This is a genomic window from Vibrio sp. 10N.222.55.C7 (assembly GCF_041473335.1).
GTDB lineage: Bacteria > Pseudomonadota > Gammaproteobacteria > Enterobacterales > Vibrionaceae > Vibrio > Vibrio crassostreae_C.
This window is the reverse complement of the sequence record NZ_JBFRSC010000018.1, coordinates 55,390-74,582: the sequence shown is the minus strand read 5'-3', so window position 1 is coordinate 74,582 and position 19,193 is coordinate 55,390. Positions and strand designations below refer to the sequence as shown.

Annotated in this window: 17 protein-coding genes and 1 pseudogene; 13 read left to right on the top strand and 5 right to left on the bottom strand. The window is 44.5% G+C overall.

Going from position 1 to position 19,193, the window contains the following annotated elements:
- Positions 1–21: 21 nt before the first annotated feature.
- Positions 22–660, bottom strand: a complete 639-nt coding sequence (locus tag AB4482_RS06250) for an RpiB/LacA/LacB family sugar-phosphate isomerase (RefSeq protein ID WP_017067927.1) — start codon at positions 658–660, stop codon at positions 22–24.
- 53 nt (positions 661–713) lie between these two features.
- Complete coding sequence (gene kduD, locus AB4482_RS06245; RefSeq protein WP_017067926.1) at positions 714–1,475, bottom strand: 2-dehydro-3-deoxy-D-gluconate 5-dehydrogenase KduD; 762 nt, start codon at positions 1,473–1,475, stop codon at positions 714–716.
- Positions 1,476–1,792: 317 nt separating this feature from the next.
- Here kduD and AB4482_RS06240 point away from each other — a divergent pair, with 317 nt between their 5' ends.
- On the top strand, positions 1,793–3,124 hold the full coding sequence (locus AB4482_RS06240) for an MFS transporter (protein WP_017059988.1): 1,332 nt from the start codon (positions 1,793–1,795) through the stop codon (positions 3,122–3,124).
- Between the two features lie 191 nt (positions 3,125–3,315).
- The gene (locus AB4482_RS06235; protein WP_372099890.1) at positions 3,316–4,197 is read left to right on the top strand and encodes a multidrug transporter; all 882 of its coding nucleotides are present in this window, start codon (positions 3,316–3,318) and stop codon (positions 4,195–4,197) included.
- Here the strand turns inward: AB4482_RS06235 and AB4482_RS06230 are convergent.
- Entirely contained in the window at positions 4,184–5,374 is a 1,191-nt protein-coding gene (locus AB4482_RS06230; protein WP_372180692.1) for a GGDEF domain-containing protein, read from the bottom strand. The genes AB4482_RS06235 and AB4482_RS06230 overlap by 14 nt on opposite strands.
- Positions 5,375–5,693: 319 nt before the next feature.
- Between AB4482_RS06230 and AB4482_RS06225 the strand changes: the two genes are divergently transcribed.
- The 3 genes from AB4482_RS06225 (at position 5,694) to AB4482_RS06215 (ending at position 9,698) form a co-directional block, all read left to right on the top strand.
- Positions 5,694–6,482 (top strand): phytanoyl-CoA dioxygenase family protein, encoded by a 789-nt coding sequence (locus AB4482_RS06225; RefSeq protein WP_102332708.1) that lies wholly within the window; start codon positions 5,694–5,696, stop codon positions 6,480–6,482.
- A gap of 20 nt (positions 6,483–6,502) precedes the next feature.
- Entirely contained in the window at positions 6,503–7,492 is a 990-nt protein-coding gene (locus AB4482_RS06220; protein WP_017059992.1) for a zinc-dependent alcohol dehydrogenase family protein, read from the top strand.
- Positions 7,493–7,793: 301 nt separating this feature from the next.
- A complete protein-coding gene (locus tag AB4482_RS06215) occupies positions 7,794–9,698 on the top strand; it encodes a bifunctional UDP-sugar hydrolase/5'-nucleotidase (RefSeq protein ID WP_372180690.1) in 1,905 nt (634 codons plus the stop codon).
- A 190-nt stretch (positions 9,699–9,888) separates the two neighbouring features.
- Here AB4482_RS06215 and AB4482_RS06210 read toward each other — a convergent pair whose 3' ends face one another.
- The gene (locus AB4482_RS06210) at positions 9,889–10,518 is read right to left on the bottom strand and encodes a hypothetical protein (protein WP_107898355.1); all 630 of its coding nucleotides are present in this window, start codon (positions 10,516–10,518) and stop codon (positions 9,889–9,891) included.
- 541 nt (positions 10,519–11,059) lie between these two features.
- Here AB4482_RS06210 and AB4482_RS06205 point away from each other — a divergent pair.
- The 5 genes from AB4482_RS06205 (at position 11,060) to AB4482_RS06185 (ending at position 16,027) form a co-directional block, all read left to right on the top strand.
- Positions 11,060–11,758: an ABC transporter ATP-binding protein gene (locus tag AB4482_RS06205; RefSeq protein ID WP_372180688.1), complete on the top strand. Its 699-nt coding sequence runs from the start codon at positions 11,060–11,062 to the stop codon at positions 11,756–11,758.
- An 8-nt stretch (positions 11,759–11,766) separates the two neighbouring features.
- Positions 11,767–14,301: an ABC transporter permease gene (locus AB4482_RS06200; protein ID WP_372180708.1), complete on the top strand. Its 2,535-nt coding sequence runs from the start codon at positions 11,767–11,769 to the stop codon at positions 14,299–14,301.
- Between the two features lie 11 nt (positions 14,302–14,312).
- Positions 14,313–15,434: a lipocalin-like domain-containing protein gene (locus AB4482_RS06195; protein ID WP_371721032.1), complete on the top strand. Its 1,122-nt coding sequence runs from the start codon at positions 14,313–14,315 to the stop codon at positions 15,432–15,434.
- 204 nt (positions 15,435–15,638) lie between these two features.
- The gene (locus AB4482_RS06190; protein WP_048609786.1) at positions 15,639–15,848 is read left to right on the top strand and encodes a hypothetical protein; all 210 of its coding nucleotides are present in this window, start codon (positions 15,639–15,641) and stop codon (positions 15,846–15,848) included.
- The gene (locus AB4482_RS06185; RefSeq protein ID WP_372180686.1) at positions 15,845–16,027 is read left to right on the top strand and encodes a hypothetical protein; all 183 of its coding nucleotides are present in this window, start codon (positions 15,845–15,847) and stop codon (positions 16,025–16,027) included. Before AB4482_RS06190 ends, AB4482_RS06185 begins: the two co-directional genes overlap by 4 nt.
- A gap of 100 nt (positions 16,028–16,127) precedes the next feature.
- Here AB4482_RS06185 and AB4482_RS06180 read toward each other — a convergent pair whose 3' ends face one another.
- On the bottom strand, positions 16,128–16,916 hold the full coding sequence (locus AB4482_RS06180; protein WP_029235520.1) for a helix-turn-helix domain-containing protein: 789 nt from the start codon (positions 16,914–16,916) through the stop codon (positions 16,128–16,130).
- A gap of 98 nt (positions 16,917–17,014) precedes the next feature.
- Between AB4482_RS06180 and AB4482_RS06175 the strand changes: the two genes are divergently transcribed.
- The 3 genes and pseudogenes from AB4482_RS06175 (at position 17,015) to AB4482_RS06165 (ending at position 19,121) form a co-directional block, all read left to right on the top strand.
- Positions 17,015–17,908 (top strand): DMT family transporter, encoded by an 894-nt coding sequence (locus tag AB4482_RS06175; protein ID WP_017065645.1) that lies wholly within the window; start codon positions 17,015–17,017, stop codon positions 17,906–17,908.
- A 48-nt stretch (positions 17,909–17,956) separates the two neighbouring features.
- Positions 17,957–18,211: pseudogene (locus AB4482_RS06170) on the top strand (peptide ABC transporter substrate-binding protein); the annotation flags it as partial.
- A gap of 406 nt (positions 18,212–18,617) precedes the next feature.
- Entirely contained in the window at positions 18,618–19,121 is a 504-nt protein-coding gene (locus AB4482_RS06165; protein WP_017064263.1) for an acyl-CoA thioesterase, read from the top strand.
- Positions 19,122–19,193: the final 72 nt, after the last annotated feature.

The following is a 19,193-nucleotide window of genomic DNA, read 5'->3' as shown; positions in this document are numbered from 1 at the left end:
TATCAGAACTAAACGCTCTAATTAATCTAAAAGTGAACGAACATAATCAGCGATTTCTTGGTTTTGGCAATGCTCAAAGAAGCATTGTTGGAAACGTTCGCTGCCAACCGCTGTTTTCACTAGATCTTGGTCGATGGCTCTCAGAGAATCAATAAAGTTATCTTTTACCACCGCCGCTTTCACTTCATTCAAAATTGCTGCATTACGTTGCTGTGGTTCTGCACGCTCTAGTGGATACCCATTACCACGCTCGCCTGTGAACGCTTTTTCAAAGATATAACGAATGTTGAGTTCACCTGCCCAGCCAAAGCCTTTAGCAAAAGCGAGAGCGAGAGCATTACCGTTGTTAATTTGGTTAAACAAGAAAGCATCTGATGGCTCTAGGCAGTAACCACAAACCACCCCCGGATGCAGGTTCAGTGACATCAAAGCACCTTGGCCAGTGCCACATCCTGTCACAACAAAGTCAACAGCCTTTGAGTTAATCAGAATGCTCGCCATAATACCTAGATGAATATACGTTAAGTGGTGATCGTTCTCGTCTGTCATTCCTAGGTTGAAGACATCGTGACCAAAACCACCAGCAACTGACTCTAGTTCAGCTGATACCATAGCATTTTTGCCTGCTTGACTGTTTTCCATCATTAAAGCGATTTTCATTTATCTTCTCCTGCAAGATTGCTGCAAACTCAAAATTTAGAATAAAAAACTAATTAGCGTGCTAACCAACCACCGTCAACAGCAATGGTATAGCCATTAATGTAATCCGATGCTGATGATGCTAAGAACACACAAGGACCTGCGATATCTTGCGGTTTACCCCAACGTTCAGCCGGAATACGCTCAAGAATCGCTTGATTACGCTCAGCATCTTCACGCAGAGCTTGAGTATTGTTCGTTTCCATATAACCGGGGGCTATCGCATTCACGTTGATATTATCGCGCGCCCATTCGTTCGCCATCGCACGTGTCACGCCCATCACAGCACTTTTTGAAGCCGTATAGGAAGGAACTCGAATGCCACCTTGGAATGAGAGCATCGATGCAATGTTAATGATCTTTCCGCCAGTACCTTGAGCCTTAAATTGCTTTGCAACAGCCTGAGACATAAAGAACACCGTCTTGGTGTTCACGTTCATTACGTCATCCCAATCTTGCTCTGAGAACTCAATAGCATCTTGGCGGCGAATAATTCCTGCATTGTTCACGAGAATGTCGACTTGGCCAAACTCAGCCAAAGTGCGCTCTATAACCCCTGGAATGCACGCTTGCTCGAGAAGATCAGCACTCACGTTTAGGAACGAATGACCTGCTGCACTCATTTTCTCAATAGTCTCTTCAGGCTCTGTTCGGTTAACACCGACAACCTTACAACCGGCTTCCGCTAGGCCTAATGCAATACCTTGCCCAAGCCCCGTGTTACAGCCCGTCACTATCGCTACTTTACCTTCCAGACTGAATGACTCTAAGATCATGCTCGCTTCCTCAATTACATTGGATTCATTGCGTATCGTTATTACCAATAATTAAATCATACAATAAGATGTAAATACGAGAGCGACGTTGTAGAAGTTCGATCTTGCACCAAAATCAGTCGAACAAGTGAAACGGCACCACAAACTAAATGAATAGGGGAAAGTGATTTGAAGACGAGAAACCTATAACCCACTATGAACAATGAGTTCGAAGATCACCCAAACCAGATATTTTAGGGATTTGGCAACAATTCCATGATTTAAAAGAGTAAAAGGGTTATACATAATAATGTGTTATCTAAATTACTGAAATTATCATGACGCTCAAAGAGATCCTTAAAATTCCCAATGTCCGCTACTTCTTGATGTTTAGAAGCAGCTACTTTGCGCGTTTTTACTACCCTATATTCACACTACTTTATTTAGATTACGGGTTAACCCTGTCTCAATTCGCGATGCTCAATGTAGTTTGGGCGGCCACCATTGTGCTTGCTGAAGTACCGTCGGGTGCATTCGCCGATACCTTAGGCCGCAAGAAACTGGTGGTGCTGTCTTCGATTGTGATGTTTGTTGAGATCGCAATGATCGCCTTAGTGCCAACCGGAAACCCCGACTTGGTGTTCATAGTCTTTCTGATTAACCGGATTCTCAGTGGCTTAGCGATGGCACTGGCCAGCGGCGCCGACGAGGCATTGGCTTACGACACCTTAAAAGAACAAGGTAATGAAGAGTTGTGGCCGCGAGTGCTGCAAATCCAGCTTCGTGTCGCCTCAACGGTCGGTATCTTTGTCACGCTGATTGGTGCGGCGATGTACGACGTGAACTTTATGACGAACATCTTTCATTTCCTTGGACTAGCCGAACCAGAAAGCACTAAAGACCTGATGCGTATTCCTGTGTTCGCCACCCTATTTGTAGCGATGATCGCCATCTATGCCGCGATTAATATGCGCGAAGAGAAAAAGCTGATGCCAAGCGACCAAACCAAATTGGCAACCACCATCTCAAGTCTTAAATTGACGATCGATGCGGGTAAATGGGTATTCGCTACGCCTTACGTGCTGTTCATCTTGCTCTACTACAGCCTATTCGAACACACCTCACGCATGTTCCTAACCATGAACAGCCAATACTATCTGGCCATTGATATTCCAATTATCTACTTTGGTTTTATTGGTGCGGGTATCAGCTTGCTTAAGATTATATTGGCAGGACAAAGCCGAAGATTAGCAGAGAGTATGGAGGCTAAAACCTTCATTGTGGTTATGGGATTGGCAAGCATGGCGACTTATTACTGGATCAGTTTAGGTTGGTCGATTTACGGAGTCATTCCGGCACTAGTATTAATCTTTATCATCATGACGATGAACATTTTCATCAGCTACCACCTGAATAAAAAAACCGAATCACACAACAGAGCCACCGTTCTTAGTTTCAAAGGTTTGATGTTTAACCTCGGATACGGTCTGATCGGTATCTTGTACGCTTACTACTATAAGTTGGTGTCTCAGGGCTACACCGAACAAGAAATAGAACAGAACCTTGCCTTCTTGGCCTCACTGTCTTCTTTTTTCTATTACTTCACCTTACTGTTCGTTTTGATCAGCGCGCTGTTCTACTTCAAGAACAGAAAAGAAGCGATTTTCTAAACAATCGATTGATGTCGAGTGACAAGTAAATGAAGCCGTTAAGGTTTACAGCGCAAGTTTTAAAGACCGAATATTCTTCAAAACCGAGCGATTCACGCAACTGACTATTGCTTATTAAAAGAACAAGTCGCTTCTTATATTGGTTTTATTTGTTAATATAATCAGCAAATTACATAACACATGGACGCGTCATGTCTTTTAGTTGGATAGCCTTTACTCTCCTTGCTGCCTTTAGCCAATCTTGGCGCAATGCCTTTCAAAGTAAATTAAGTGGCACCATGAGCGTGGCTGGCGTAACGTTAGCGCGATTTATTTGGGCTAGCCCTATCGCCCTTATTTACCTCTGCGCCCTCTATCAATGGCAGCCCGTATCCGCACCGGATTTTTCGGGTGAGTTTGTTTTCTATATTGTTGCTGCCGCCATCATGCAGATCCTCGCGACCGGCTTAATGGTGATGCTGTTCAAGCTCGAAAACTATGCGATAGGCGCAGGCTTAGCCAAGTGTGAAGCCCCCGTATCTGCTGTGCTATCCGTATTGTTTTTTGGTACTGCTTTGACACTAACAGGTTGGGTCGGCGTACTTATTGGTACTTTAGGCGTGCTAATCATGAGTAGCGCTTCTGGCTGGCGAAGCTTGTCCCCGAAAGTGTTCTTATTAGGTATGGCGTGTAGCACCGCCTTTGCTTTAACGTCTCTTTGGGTACGGGAAGCAAGTTTGAGCATAGGGTTGCCCTTCCCTCATAGCGCTGCTTGGGTGCTGTTCCTCGTCATTTCCCTTCAGACAGTGATTATCTGTACGTATCTCTTTTTCAGAGAACGCGACACGCTGCGCCTGATATTCAAGAAGTCGAAACTAGTCATCATGACAAGCTTAGCGAGTGTTATCGGTTCTCTGGGTTGGTTTAGCGCGATGTCGCTTCAAGCCGTGCCGTACGTAAAGACACTCGGGCAAGTCGAAGTGATCTTCATGGTGTTGATATCCTATTTCTGGTTAGGGCAAAGCATCGCGCGCAAAGACATTCTTGCGCTCATCTTGCTTTCTATCGCAGCAGTATTGGTTATGTGGCAGTGACGAGCTCGTTAATATGACTAGGACAAATTGAAGTCATATTGCGACCGTTTGTTTTCGCTTGATATAACGCTTTGTCGGCTCGGCTAATAAACCCATTCCAACTCTCATGCGGGTGAAGCTGAGCAACACCAAAACTCGATGTCAGAAACATCTCATGTTCTTGTACTGCTGATACCTCTGAAATAGACAATCGTAACTTGCAGGCAATAACCTGAGCTTGTTGGAAATCGACATTAGGCAATAAAATCATTATCTCGTCTCCGCCAAAACGAAACGCACTGGCTTTAGGCGATGTTTTTATCGCACTTTGAACCATTTCAGCAAAAGACTTGATCACGAAGTCACCTACAATGTGTCCGTGTTGGTCATTGATCGACTTAAAATTATCAATATCCATCATAATGGCACTAACAGGTGCAGTTTCCGCCTGCTTCATGATAACTGGAACCATCTCATCTAATGCTCTGCGGTTTCCCAGTACCGTTAGAGGATCGCTGTAGGACAGCTCGTGAATAGAACTAAGCAACCTTGCGTTAATCAGCCAAAGCATTGTAAAGCTCATCGACACAATAAGAACGATGCTCACTAAAAAGGCAAGTTGATGAATGAGAGTGGCCGCCATGAAATCCTGGAGCTCAGCGGAAAATAGTGTCACCACAACTCGAAAAACCATAAACCCGCCATATATCGTAAATGACAAGGCCATCATCCGAATACCTAGAGTCAAGTCATCACGCCGGCCCTTTAATACCGCAAAGGCAGTGCAAAGAGTCACAAAAGCCAGATATAAACTAATGAGGATAATTCGAGCCTTTATGGAAGGCTCATAGAACGTGAAGTAAATAAAACATGGCAAAAGAGCCAACATCATTAGACTACTGAGGTAGGTGCATTTGAGAGAGTATTCTCGAAACAGACATAAGCTATACAAGGCGAGATGAAAACCAAGCGCAATGACCATATTGGCACCAATAACGGTGACCCAATCAGGGAACTCCCCTCTTAGGCTCAACATCAACGGCCCAGTTCCGATAACAAATATTGAAATGGAAAAGATTGAAAGCCCTTTAATGGACTGTTGAGTGAATTGAAATAACAACAAGCCAATACAGTAAATGAAAGAGAACAAAATAATAATAAAATTAAGTGTTCTCATATCCAGCGAAAAACCATCCATGATTTTCTATCTTCCATACGCAACCAAATTTCAACATGGTCAATAATCATGCAAACCACAAAAACATTCACCATGTGAATCTTTTTATTTTATAAAAAAAGGGGGTAGATCACATATGCGGAGATTTTTATCGCATGAGTCCATGATATGGATAGGCATGTAACACTCGCCCCTATAGAGTTTTATCGCATCACTGAATCTACAGGCTTCTGCACTCGTTACTTGGTTGAATGACGACTGTCTGGCATTATGCGCCCAAGAAATCTCTAGGGCTGTTGACCTTAGTTATTATACAGCAAAGAATGAACGAAGGTAGTCAGTGGTAGAAAACAGCCAACAATTAAGTGACCGTTACGACGAACATGGTTACTTTGTTATCAGAAATTATTTCAATGAAGCTCAAATTGCATCGCTTAGAAAAGTCGTGCTGAAATTTCATGAATCATGGAAAGCAGACAACGAAGAATTCTATAAAGAAGAAGCATTTAACTCGTCTTTAATTACGGGAAGCGAGTATTTGCTCGCCGACGATAGAAGCGTGCTTTTCGACTTCATCAGCTCGAAACAAGTGATGAACGTGGTTGATGCGGTGATTCCGAACAAACCAGCATTCATGAATACACAGCTGTTCTTCAACCCAGTAAATCCGCAACAAAAAGACTTCTGGCATCGTGACTGTCAATACGATTACGACGTTGATGACCAAATGAAAGTCATCATGGAAACCCAGGTATTGCATCTGCGAGTGCCCATTTTTGATGAGCCAGGTATGGAACTTATCCCTGGCACACACAAGCGTTGGGACAACGAAGAAGAGTACAATGTTCGCCAAGAAGAAAACGGCAAAGTGAGCAGCGATGACATCTCTGGTGGTAAGCAGATACCGTTAGCCGCAGGTGACTTATTGGTGTTTTCAGCGGATATGATCCACCGAGGCCGATATGGCTTGGATCGTTTGGCTTTGGATATTTTGATCTTCGATTCGGCGGCAGACTATGTCGACTACGTTGATGACGACTGTTTACCGACGCCAGCTATGTTAAGCAATATTAGCGACCCAAGGTTGTTTATGAACACGCTACACTTAAAATCAATGCAGTACTCATAATCCATAAAGGTGCCCAAACTATGACTGACACTAAGCAAAATACCCGAATTAGCCAGTTCCGTTTCGGTCAGCCAAAAGAATCTCTCAAGTTAGAACATGTCGCTTTAGGGGTACTAGACAAAGATAAAGTTCGCGTACAAATTGAAGCGACTAACATCAACCCTAGTGATCTGTTGTCGATTTATGGTGTGGGCCAATACAAACATAGCCATCAGCCGCCGAGAGTACCGGGATTTGAAGCGGTAGGAAGGATTGTAGAATCCAGCAGTGCTGAGTTTATAGTGAATCAACGAGTGCTTGTGGCAACCAGTGGAACATGGCAGAACTATGTCGATGTATCACCAGATGATCTGTTCCAAATTCCTCAACATTTAGACAATGGCTATGCCTGTCAGTTGTACATTAATGCGCTAACCGCATGGGTGCTAACGACAGAAATAGCCAAGCTGACCCAAGAGGATGTGTTGATCATCAACGCGGGCAGTTCAGCCATCGGTAAGATCTTCTCCCAGTTATCAGCATCACTCGGCTTCAACATCATTGTCGTTACATCACAGCAGACACAATACCCTGCCACTTCCTGTTGGGTGATAGATGCGAACGCTGATCTAGTTTCTCAAATTAAGGCATTAGGCTTGCCTATGCCAACCGTTGCCTTTGATGCGATTGGCGGCTCACCCGGAACCGATCTTGTTCACACCCTTGGCAACAACGGGCGCTTTATCAACTATGGGACGCTGTCGTTGGATTTTTACGAGCCACGCTTCTTTGAGTACGCGAAAAACCAACACATCGATTTCAGCACCTTCTTCTTGCGTTATTGGGAGGAAGCAGAAGGTAAAGATGTTCGCCGTGATAAGTTCACGACCATGCTAGATCACTTCATCACAAACGACATTCAGCTCGACGTTGACCGCTATCTACCATTCGATGAAGTGCAAACCGCGATTGATCTCATTGAATCGAAAACCACACGCCTAGAGGGCAAGATCATCTTACTGCCACAGTAAGTGAGAGTTGGACGATATATACCTTGTTTATTTCAACAGGCAAGACGTTCAACAGCTTACAAGCGTGCTTGTTAATACACCATCGCTTAGGAAGTTTGATTAAAGAAATCGAAGATTGAAAAGATAGCGAAGAGTTGTGGTGCATTTCTCCATAACTTAAGTGGTTACGAGATGGTCATGAATCACATTTATTTGAAACATCAATTAGTTATATCATTAGAAATATGATACTGATCACCCATAAGATAACCTCGATTCTATATGGTAGCGTCATACTTAAAACCACGATGTGAACATACTTATGAAAAGACACATACTATCAAGCGCCATCCTACTCTCTCTAGCCTTTCCCACCTTTGCAGCTGATGGCGATATACACGATGTCACGATACTGGGTACTTCAGATATCCACGGTCATTTTATGGCGTGGGATTACGCGGCAGATAAACTCAACACTCGTGGTAGCTTGAGCCAAATCGCGACCAAAGTTGGTGAGATCCGCAAAGAGCAATCTAACATTATCCTTGTCGACGCTGGCGATACCATCCAAGGCAACTTCGTAGAAACCTTCAAAGACGAGCCCGTTGATCCAATGATGCTTGGCTTTAATCACATGAAATACGATGTGTGGGTTTTAGGTAACCACGAATTCGACTTTGGCCTCAAAACCCTCAACAGGGCCGTTACCCAATTTAAAGGGCAGTCTCTCGGTGGCAACATCAAGAACAAAAACGGAAACCCATTCCTGCCTGGTTACACCATCCTAGAACGCGGTAGCATTAAGATCGGCGTGATCGGAATGGATACCCCAATGACGGAGGTCTTTGCGCAAGGTACCAACCGTTTAGAAGGCGTCACTTTCACTAATCCAACCTTGGAAGTGAAGAAAATCGTCAAAGAGATTGATGATAAAGTGGATGCCATCATATTGGTTGCCCATATGGGAATTGAGAACGAGAATGACATTGCCGACACCGGTGTCACCGACATTGCCAATGCAAACCCAGAGCTTGATGCCATCGTCGCTGGCCACATGCACACTCGCATCGAGAAAGCCGTTGTAAATGGCGTTATTATTACTGAACCCGACAGATATGGCCGCGCCCTATCTCGTATCGATCTTCAATTTGAAGAGCGCGATGGCACATTCACTCTCGTCAACAAAGACAGCTTCACCTATAAAATTAAAGGTATCGACTCTGATGAGAATATGGACGAGTTATACCAGCCTTACCACAAACAACTCCGAGAAATGGCGAACAGACCTGTCGCTCAACTTACCGGCGTTGATTTAGTCCCAGAAAACGAAATCCGCGGTATCCCTCAAGTCCATGTTCAAGACACAGGCATCAGTGCGCTATTCCAAGAAGCGAGCTTCTTCTATGCACCCAAAGCCAATGTCATTGCACTTCAAATAGACAACGACAATGCAGAGCTCGATGTTGGCCCAATCAAAGCCAAAGACATCGCGTACAACTACCAATACGCAGGTGGCGAAATCACTGTCTATCAGATGACAGGCAAAGAGTTAAGAACCTACATGGAATGGTCTGCAGGCTACTTCAACTCAGTACAACCTGGCGATGTGACCTACAGCTTTAACCCTGAACGTAGAGCTTCAAAATATTCGACCAATGACTTCTTCGCGGGCGTGACTTATACCATCGACCTCACTCAACCTGCAGGTACCCGCATCACCAACCTCGCGTTTGCTGATGGCACACCGGTTACTGATCAAACAGAGATCCGTATTGGTATGAATAGCTATCGAATGGGTCATCTAACCAAGAAAGGCGGCGTGCTAGAAGGTGAATCATTCCCTGTACTCTTTGATACGGAAGCAGAGTATGGAGAAGAAGCAGGCACGATTCGTAACATGACTATCAAGTATCTTAAAGAAGAAAAGAACGGCCAGTATGAGGGTAAGCCTCAACAACGATGGGCACTTTCTGGTTTAGAGAGTCGTTACAATGAACAGCGTGAGATCGTAAAATCATTGATTAATGATAAAACCATATCAATCCCAACCAGTGACGATGGCCGCTACACAAACATCGCTTCTATCAACGTAAAAGAACTGATGTTCAAATCTGACGAAGCCAAACAAGCAGCCATAACCACACGCGAAAAGAAACTGGCGCAGGCGACTGAGCAAGAGAGTAAGCAAATCAAACGCGAAATCACTCTGATTGAAGCGCTCAATTAACCCCTGACCTCAACCAATAACGACTTAACGACGCTTAGAGCGTGGTTAGGTCGTTGTCGTTCCCATCTTCCAACACCACATCTGTACTGAGCAAAACGGTTGATATTGGATGAATGAGCTGCAAAGGCTAACTCATAGTTGGTAAAGTACTATGAGTTAAAAATCAGCCTGTCACTGTTTTTAGAAATGTTTAATTTGAGTAACAAGATTTTATGGATGCTAAAAGCAGAAATAATTTCAAGCAATCAGTTTTATTGTACGAGCTCTCTCTGCGACCATGGGCTGAAACATGTCTATTTAAAGTAATGTCGCATTCACTAGCATCGAACCGCATCGGTGAAAACAGTTCCTCAGTTGTGTTTGCGATCTGAAAAAGCTTACTCTTTAGACCTAAGTGTAAAGCTTCAGAACTTTCTCTTTTTCTAATTCCAGAAACGTAGCGAATATTATTGTATTCACCTTTGTTTGCAAGATGCATTAACGCTGATTCGATGATACTAAATAAACTCGGTATACAAATATTATAAAAACCTAAATTAAACGATTTGATAGATTCGATTAACATGTCACTGTAAGGTGGGATCAATAGTCGAGTTTCTCTTTCTAACTCAACTTGTAATAATGATTCAAAGCGCTCAGTCAATAGCTCTTCTATTGCTTGAACTTCACTTAGCTCATGTTCCCGTATGTAATCAAACAGTTCATTTTCTAAAGTTTCGGAAGTAATACACCAACCTTGCTTTCTTAATTCATCACTTCCGCACCATATTGCTTGATCTAAAACTCGTTGAAATAGCTCGATAACATAATGTTCATTCATCTAAATTTACCTAACAGATAATTTCCATACCGAATGTAAAATCTTCATCCCACTTCGTAGTAGATTGATTCTACTAAAATTTCTTACTTCATTAAAATCTCTTATGCTATTTTCGAGTTTTCAGCACCTCCAGTATAAACTTTTCTACATAGTGATATGTTCAAGAGCTACCGTGCAAGATTGCAACTAGATCAGAGTTATTTGAGTGCTGCTAGATAGGTATAATTTCCCCCGAGATACAACGCGAGGATTCACAATGAACAGCATTAGAAGAATGGAACAGGAACAAACTAGAGAAACAGCACGAACCGTCTGACGATAAATTCAAAGCCTCCTCGGTGACTCATAGCTCCCACTAACATCTGTATTCCTCCTCACACTGATCTATTTCCCTCTTTTCGCAGTACAAGTTATTAATAATTCGACGTAAATCGCTTTCTTTTTCAAATTGTTGTCTACAGTTTTATAGAGCTTGTCGCTTCGGTAATTGCCACAAGTAACGACACCTTTTGATGGTAAGTTTTGGTTATAAGGAAAGGAAATGGAAAGCCCAATTGTCACACTCACACAGGCCAACAAAAGCTTTGTTGATGGCAAAGACACCCATAGCGTGTTAGACAGTGTCGACTTCGCTTTGGCGACAGGGGCAAGCGTGGCTTTGACAGGAGCGAGTGGCAGCGGAAAAAGTACTCTGCTGAACATCATTGCAGGGTTTGAACCTCTATCTGGTGGCGAGTTGTGGCTCGATGGTGAGAACTCATTAGATTGGAGAGATCCACAGTGGAGCCGATTCCGCCATCAAAAATTGGGCGTTATCTTTCAACAGTTCAACTTATTGACCCCACTCAACGTAAAACAAAACATCGCCTTCCCTCTTCATTTAAATCAACAGAAATGGAGCGACTGGTGCGATTATTTAGTTGATGCATTGGGCATCAGTGAGCTACTCGAAAGACACGTATCCGCACTCTCTGGCGGTCAGCAACAACGGGTGGCAATAGCGCGTGCGCTTGCCCATAAACCCAAACTACTGCTTGCCGATGAACCCACAGGCAACCTCGACCACAAAGCAGGGTTAGAGGTTATGAAGCTGCTGAGTGAAATCACTACACAAGGCAACACTGCCGTGCTTTTGGTTACGCACAGCCCAGAATGCGCCAGCTTTATGCAGACAAAATTGGTGTTAGACGATGGTTGTTTAAGGAACGTAGATCTAACCCCAAGAGCAGCAACGTTGTGAGTCATTCAATGAAGCAAACTGGCTTTGCTCAGAACCAGCTCACCCATACCAAACTGACTCTGAATCTATTCGCAGCGCACTATCGTCAATCACCATTGCAAGCCGCAGCGATTCTGATCGGCATTGTGCTAGCGGTCACCTTGTTTGTCGCAGTGCAAGCCATCAACCTCAATGCCAAGCGCAGTTATGCAGAATCGACCGAGCAACTTAGCGCCCAAGCGAAGAACCTTATCATTCCACCAGCAGGGCAAAACTATTTGCCGGAATCGCTCTACTTCAACTTAAGACAAAGTGGATTAAGCGCAGCACTGCCTGTGATTGAAGGGCGAGTAAGAGACGAACAAGGCCGACGCTGGTCAGTTCAAGGCAGTGAGCTAATCGCCGCCCTCACTTCAAGAGCTCGCCACTCTCGCATCGACGAACAAAGCAACACTCAAACCAAAGAACCAAACATTTCCCTGTTCGACAATGCCTTACCTTTGCCGCAACTCTTAGCGGGTGAACCCATTGTGATGATGAGCCAATCACAACACCAGAACTTGGGAGAAGTAGACACGCTCACTTTGGATGAAGTGCTCACCCAAGTAGTAGTGCTACCAGATGAATGGCAACTGGGAAGCCGAATGTTGATGGACATTGGGTTCGCTCAGCAGCTGCTTAACAAGCAAGGGCAACTGAGCTACATCGCTATTTTTGACACCAAGAGCGACACTAACAGCAATACTCAGGATAAGTGGCGAATCCTTATCGGCGAGCAAGGGCAATGGATTTCCAACAACCAAAGCACGGATCTCGGTTCAATTACCGATAGCTTTCACCTCAATCTCACCGCCATGAGTCTGTTGGCGTTTTTGGTTGGCCTATTCATCGCTTACAATGGTGTGAAGTACAGTTTACTGAAGCGTAATCGGCTATTGGTGCAAATTCAACAAGCCGGCATTGCGCCAAGCATCGTGTTTTCAGCTCTGTTAGTCGAGCTGACTCTTTTAGTCACACTAGGCGCGTCGCTTGGTTTCATTCTCGGCATCCAACTCAGCCATTGGCTGCATCCAACCGTCGCGATAACACTTGAGCAACTTTATGGTGCAACACTGCTTCCCGGTACATGGCAGTGGCAATGGTTAGTGCAGGCACTGCTACTCACGCTGGCCGCAACGCTTGTCGCTTGTTGGCAACACTTTAAACAGCGGGTGCGACAACCCCTCTCTTCCCATGGCGGTTTCTATCAAGCGCCGGAAACGTCTAACGAAAATCAGCTGTTTGTTATCGGGTCAGTATTAACTATTCTCGCGTTAGCAGGTTTATGGATGAGCGAACATCATCGCTTCACCATGGCATGGCTCGGTGTGTTAGTGGTATCGATTCCTTTGTACCTGCCCAAAACGCTAAGCGTGCTAGCGAACTGGAGCGAAAAACGCACCCAATCGGGGTTAATACAATATCTGTTTGCTGAGCTACGTGAACTTATTTCCCCTCTCTCCCTTGCCATGATGGCGTTGCTTCTCGCTGTCACCGCCAATATCGGAATGAATACCTTAGTCGGCAGCTTTGAATCCACGTTAAAGCAATGGCTTGAACAGCGCTTACATGCCGATATTTACGTTAGCCCTGCCCAAGGTGAAATCGCGAATGTGGAACGTGCGTTAGAGCAGTTTGAAAATGTTGAAACCGTTTATAAGCAATATTATGTCGATGATAACTTGCAGGGCTTACCTACTTTGCTCGGCACCAAAGACAAAGACACACTTGAGCAAACCATGGTATTTCAATCCCACCTTGATGATTTCTGGACGCGCTTTTACCAAGGTGAATTCGTGGCGATCAGCGAACCTACGGCAGTGAAGCTCGGCTTGCCGCTTGGAAGCCGACTCAAGCTCGACGCGATCCAAGACAAAGCGCTCATCGTCGGGGCGATTTTCCACGATTACGGCTCACCGAATGGCGAAGTGTTACTTGCACCTAATTTGTGGATCGAAAGCGGATTTACTGACTTACCCACCAGCTTGGGAATCAAAGTCTCTGGCGACACACAAGTGGTGTACGAACAGTTACGCCAACAACTCAATCTGCACCCAGGTCAGCTTTACAATCAAGCACAGATCAAATCGATCGCGTTGGATATATTCTCACAAACTTTTGCCATCACGCGGGCGCTTAATGGCGTCACATTAATGGTGGCGGTGATTGGGTTGTTCTGCGCCTGTTTCATGTTGCTCGATGCACGTAAAGCCGCCATTGCAAGGCTGTATGCACTCGGTGTTAGTCAGAAAAAATTGATGGCAATGGTGGTCGGGCAAATCGTTGTTCTGGTCGCCTTCACTCTGGTTATCGCTTTACCACTCGGCGCTATGGTCGGTTATGTGTTGACGGACATCGTTACCCTACGCGCCTTTGGTTGGAGCTTAAATTACGTATGGAATTGGAGTGATGCACTCAGCATCGCAACCATCACCATTTTAGTGGCAGTGATTGCGACCTTGATTCCACTGTGGCGTTTGGTCAGCAAACCCGTGGTATCCAGTTTACAGAGTGAGGTGTTGTGATGAATCGAACAATGAGAGTTTTCGTTCTCACACTTGGCATCTTGCTCCTTTTAGGGTGCGATGAATCCACTCAACCATCAGCTCAAAATATGGGCTCAATACTTGGCACTGGAAAACAAACCGACGATGAAACACAAAAAGAGACTGATCAATTCACACCGGTAGTTAAAGGTATCGACATCGCCTTCCCTGCCGACCATCAAGCACATCCAGATTTTCGTCATGAATGGTGGTATTTAACCGCAAACTTAATTGATGAAGAAGACAATGTGTTAGGTGTGCAATGGACACAGTTCCGCTTTGCGGCTGCACCACATGAAAGTGGCAATAGCACCAAGGAAACTACGTGGCAAAGTCAGCAGATTTACATGGCGCACAGCGCTGTCACCACTAAAAATAAACACTATGCCGATGAAAAATGGTCACGTGACCAAGCTGAACTGGCGGGTGTAAGCGATTCGCCGTTTCGTGTTTACCTCGATGATTGGCAATGGACGTCGACGACCGATGACCTGTTCCCAGCTACATTGGTCGCTAACTCGGGTCAATTTGGATATTCGCTTAAGTTAACCAACAACGCGCCATATCAAAAGCAAGGCGAACAAGGCTACAGCACTAAAAGTAGCGATGGCAAAGTGGCTTCCTATTACTACAGCCAACCATTCATCAATGTATCGGGCGAGGTAACTATTGATGGCGTCACCCATCAAGTTTCCGGCAAAGGTTGGATAGACAGAGAATGGAGCTCGCAGTTTTTACTCGACTCGCAACAAGGTTGGGATTGGTTTGCGCTAAGGCTGAGTGATGAAACCAGCTTGGTGGTATTTCAACTTCGAAACTCAACTACAGGCAAAGCCAGCTATTCTCATGCGAGGTTGATGAATCAAGATGGCTCCGGCATCGCGATTAAGCAGCAAGACATCAGCTTAACCGCCATCAAGCAAACTAAAATCGACGGGCGTGACTACCCAACAGAGTGGCAAGTTTCGATTCCAAGCCAGCAAATAGAACTGACCGTCTCGGCACTCAATCCAAATGCCAAAATGCCGCTGTCGGTTCCTTATTGGGAAGGGCCAATTGAAATCAAAGGTTCTCATTCTGGGTCTGGCTATATGGAGTTGACTGGGTATTAGATTGTGTATTAATACAGGTGGAATCTAACAACAAATACATCGCGATAACCATCAACTAAAACACTTTCAACCAAAACCTCCACCACGGAGGTTTTTTGTTATTCCATATGTTCTATTTACCTTAACGCCTGTTGAAAAATATCTAATTTAACCAAACACTGGGCTCCCCTAAAATACCAATCAAATGGTTAGAGGAGATAGAACATGCTTAGCTCAGTGCACAATGACGAACTCAACAGATACATCGAGAAACTAGACTTAAACCTTACCAAGGATCAGGTTCGTGAACTTGGTTGGCAGCAAAGTAATGAAGAGGTAGGAAAAGAAAAAACAGTATTAGGCTCGTGGTTTTTCTTTTCTTTCTTTGGCTTATGTACGTCTGCATGTCTTGCGCTGCTAATGTATATCTCATGAAGATAAACAAAACAATGACCACGTATAACCAGCATGGAACCTTCAATTGGTTCGAGGTCGACGGAGAAACGTACATACTGTTCAAAGTGGGCAGCAACAGTGCTCTATTTAACCAACACTATGAGGATGTCACCGAACAACAGAGCGAAATATATGGGCTGTTAGGGGCGATTCCATAAGCTCATACTGCACGTATTCACTTATGGTCTATCTATTCACTTGTGGTCTATCTACGCACTAACTAGCGCAAACATCCGTTCTTTTGGCAACAAGACCGAGCTACAACAAACGGTTCTTATACTGCTCTGGCGTTTGGTTCGCGTAACGTTTGAACATGGTGATAAATGGGCTTGCTTGGTTATAACCCAATGTAAGAGCGACCTCTTTAACCGATTGGCCGTTTCTCAACAAGTCCATTGAGTATAGGTAGCGCACTCGCAGTCGCCACTCGGTAAAGCTCATTCCAAGCTCGGTCTGGCAGTGGCGAGAAAGGGTTCTTTCCGTGGTGTGGACACGTTCAGCCCAATCTTTCAGCGTCACTTCATCGGTTGGGTTCTCTTCAACAGAAGCCAATATAGGCGCTAGATACTTATTATCGGTTGAAGGCAAGAAGTGGTGTTCAACCTCACGCTGCGCAAGTTGGTCAAGCAGTACCTGAACGAGCCTTTGGTCTTGCTCGGTTTCCGCAACATTGATCCCACGATCGCGAAAATCATCGATAATAGAAGACACAATCGGCGTGATCTTTATAAGGCTGGTTTTATCTGGCAGGTGTTGCGTGAGTTCTGGGGCGATATTTAGTGAACAGTAGTCCAAAGGCTTACGGTTATAACTGCAATGCATCACCCCGGCCGGTACCCAAATCGCTAGATGTGGTGGCGCTAGAAATCGAGTGCTTTCCGCTTCCATCTCTAATATACCACCACTGATCAATTGAACCTGTCCCCATGAGTGGCTATGAACTCGGGTTTCAGTGTTCGAAAGAAACGCTTCAAAATTCATAAATACGTTGGATGGTGCCTTATCAATTAATAAGGATGGATGAAGGTTTCTGGAGTGTTTTTTCAAACTTGTCTTCCTATCGCGCTTAATGTCTTTCTAAAGATACTTGTAAGTATAACGACCTGTCAAACTAGCCGCACCAACTCATTCGCCACGGAATTCACATGCATTACCTATTACCATTTTTTACAGTCTGTATCTGGGGCGCCAATGCAATCGTCAACAAGCTTGCTGCAAGCACCATAGAACCTAGCGCAATGAGTTTTTACCGCTGGTTTTTTGCGATGTTAATTCTCACGCCTTTCTGTATTCGCCCAGTGATGAAGCAGTGGGCTGTCATTAAGCCAAACTTATCTAAATTAGCGTTCCTCGGCTTTTTGGGCATGGTGTTGAACCAATCTCTAGGTTACTACGCAGGCTTAACCACAACCGCCTCTAACATGGCATTAATCACTTCTTTGGTTCCATTGGTCAGTGTATTTTTAAGCGTCCCTTTGCTGCACAAGTCGATTTCTAGTTTGAGTATTGTTGGCGGTGTGTTGTCACTATCAGGCTTAGCCCTGATGTTAGGCAAAGGCGATCCGTTATTCTTCATGCATCAAGAATTGACTCAAGGCGATGGCTATATGCTAATTGCAGCCTTTGTTTATGCTTCTTACTGTGTACTACTGAAACGCTGGAAAATGCCAATCAGTAGCTGGGTGGTGATATACATTCAGGGTCTGTTTGCTGTCGCGATGCTTACGCCACTTTGGCTTACCAGCGAACAACTTTTACCACCGCAACAAGCGCTCCCATTGATAGCTTACGCAGCGGTTGCCGCTTCGATTTTAGCGCCTTGGATGTGGGTGAAAGCGATTGACACCATTGGTGCTGACTCAAGCGCGATGTTCATGAACTTGCTTCCGGTTGTAGCGATCGTATTAGCCGCGACATGGCTTGGCGAAGAGATTAACCAGTTCCACATCATTGGTGGTGTGATGGTGATTTCAGGTGTCATCCTTGCTCAAATCAGAAGAAAACCAAGGCTTGAGGCTCCTCTCCCTCAACAAAGCTAAACGCATTACCCAACGCTCACATTAGGGTAAAAATTCAAACTCACGTTTCACACAGCAAATGAGAGTGGCCACTGTAATCCATACTATGATGAGCCCTTACAGCAAGCGAGTAAAACGGAAGATTAGTCTAAACGCTTTACTTTATATCAGCACGATGAGTCGTTACTAAACTATTCCTCAGCAGTTATACCTTTATATCATTACAATCACACACGATTAGTGCGAAATACACTAAAAGGCTTCCCAAACAATAATCCGAAAGGAAATATCTACGCGAAGGATCTATACTTTTTAAAACAGTAAAAGTGAGCTGATAAGAAAACAATAATCACTACCACTTTAGTGGTATCTGAGATACAGCCACTTTAACTAAACCAAATCAACAGCGGTTGGTTGGCTAACACAAAAAAGTACCGACATGAGTACCACACGGCTTAGAAACACCTAGCATTACGCTAGGTGTTTTTTTTGCAATCGACCTATCTAGTGACTTAATCAGTATTTCTATTCTCTTGCTTGATATCACTTCATCCATGTTTGCCATTCGCCTGATACGCCTTTAAGCACCAATATTCATCAACTGATCATCTGTTTGAAAAAAATAGTCTTAACCATGAGATTATCCGCTTTAACTTATGTCATCTTAAGTATATTGTTACTAGCAAGTAATAAGCATGTTACGCAGCAAAATAATAATGAAGGAAGATAGATGAGCAGTAGCAATAGCCGACAAAATGGTAAACGAGACGTTACTCTGCGTTTTTTAGCTGAACCCGGGGATGTGAACTTTGGTGGTAAAGTTCATGGTGGTGCAGCAATGAAGTGGATCGATTTAGCAGCCTACGCTTGTTCCGCAGGTTGGAGCGGTAAATACTGTATAACAGCCTATGCAGGCGGAATTCGATTCGTTGCCCCAATTCATGTAGGCAACCTTGTGGAAGTAAGTGCAAAGGTCATTTACACAGGTTCATCTTCAATGCATATCGCTATCGACGTGCAAGCAAGCGACCCTAAAGAGCTCAATAACCGCCTAACAACTCACTGTATCGTTATTATGGTCGCTGTCGATGAGAATGGTAATCCGACTAAAGTGCCAGAGTGGATACCAGAGACGCCAGAAGACATCGAATTACGAGATTCGGCTATTCGCCTAATGAACATGCGAAAACAGATTGGTGAAGAGATGGAAGCTCACGTGAAGTACCTTAAGTAAGGTCCACCAGCTGCCCTCCCCCTACAAAACCTTATTACAATGCCAAGCGCCTGCTTGGCATTGATCTATTTG

What these genes read in the sequence shown, in the direction of transcription:
- AB4482_RS06230 (WP_372180692.1), bottom strand. Translation starts at nt 5,374, where the DNA reads ATGGATGGTTTTTCGCTGGATATGAGAACACTTAATTTTATTATTATT.
- AB4482_RS06175 (WP_017065645.1), top strand. Translation starts at nt 17,015, where the DNA reads ATGCATTACCTATTACCATTTTTTACAGTCTGTATCTGGGGCGCCAAT.
- AB4482_RS06205 (WP_372180688.1), top strand. Translation starts at nt 11,060, where the DNA reads ATGGAAAGCCCAATTGTCACACTCACACAGGCCAACAAAAGCTTTGTT.
- AB4482_RS06200 (WP_372180708.1), top strand. Translation starts at nt 11,767, where the DNA reads ATGAAGCAAACTGGCTTTGCTCAGAACCAGCTCACCCATACCAAACTG.
- AB4482_RS06165 (WP_017064263.1), top strand. Translation starts at nt 18,618, where the DNA reads ATGAGCAGTAGCAATAGCCGACAAAATGGTAAACGAGACGTTACTCTG.
- AB4482_RS06240 (WP_017059988.1), top strand. Translation starts at nt 1,793, where the DNA reads ATGACGCTCAAAGAGATCCTTAAAATTCCCAATGTCCGCTACTTCTTG.
- AB4482_RS06190 (WP_048609786.1), top strand. Translation starts at nt 15,639, where the DNA reads ATGCTTAGCTCAGTGCACAATGACGAACTCAACAGATACATCGAGAAA.
- AB4482_RS06250 (WP_017067927.1), bottom strand. Translation starts at nt 660, where the DNA reads ATGAAAATCGCTTTAATGATGGAAAACAGTCAAGCAGGCAAAAATGCT.
- AB4482_RS06185 (WP_372180686.1), top strand. Translation starts at nt 15,845, where the DNA reads ATGAAGATAAACAAAACAATGACCACGTATAACCAGCATGGAACCTTC.
- AB4482_RS06220 (WP_017059992.1), top strand. Translation starts at nt 6,503, where the DNA reads ATGACTGACACTAAGCAAAATACCCGAATTAGCCAGTTCCGTTTCGGT.
- AB4482_RS06215 (WP_372180690.1), top strand. Translation starts at nt 7,794, where the DNA reads ATGAAAAGACACATACTATCAAGCGCCATCCTACTCTCTCTAGCCTTT.
- AB4482_RS06210 (WP_107898355.1), bottom strand. Translation starts at nt 10,518, where the DNA reads ATGAATGAACATTATGTTATCGAGCTATTTCAACGAGTTTTAGATCAA.
- AB4482_RS06235 (WP_372099890.1), top strand. Translation starts at nt 3,316, where the DNA reads ATGTCTTTTAGTTGGATAGCCTTTACTCTCCTTGCTGCCTTTAGCCAA.
- kduD (WP_017067926.1), bottom strand. Translation starts at nt 1,475, where the DNA reads ATGATCTTAGAGTCATTCAGTCTGGAAGGTAAAGTAGCGATAGTGACG.
- AB4482_RS06195 (WP_371721032.1), top strand. Translation starts at nt 14,313, where the DNA reads ATGAGAGTTTTCGTTCTCACACTTGGCATCTTGCTCCTTTTAGGGTGC.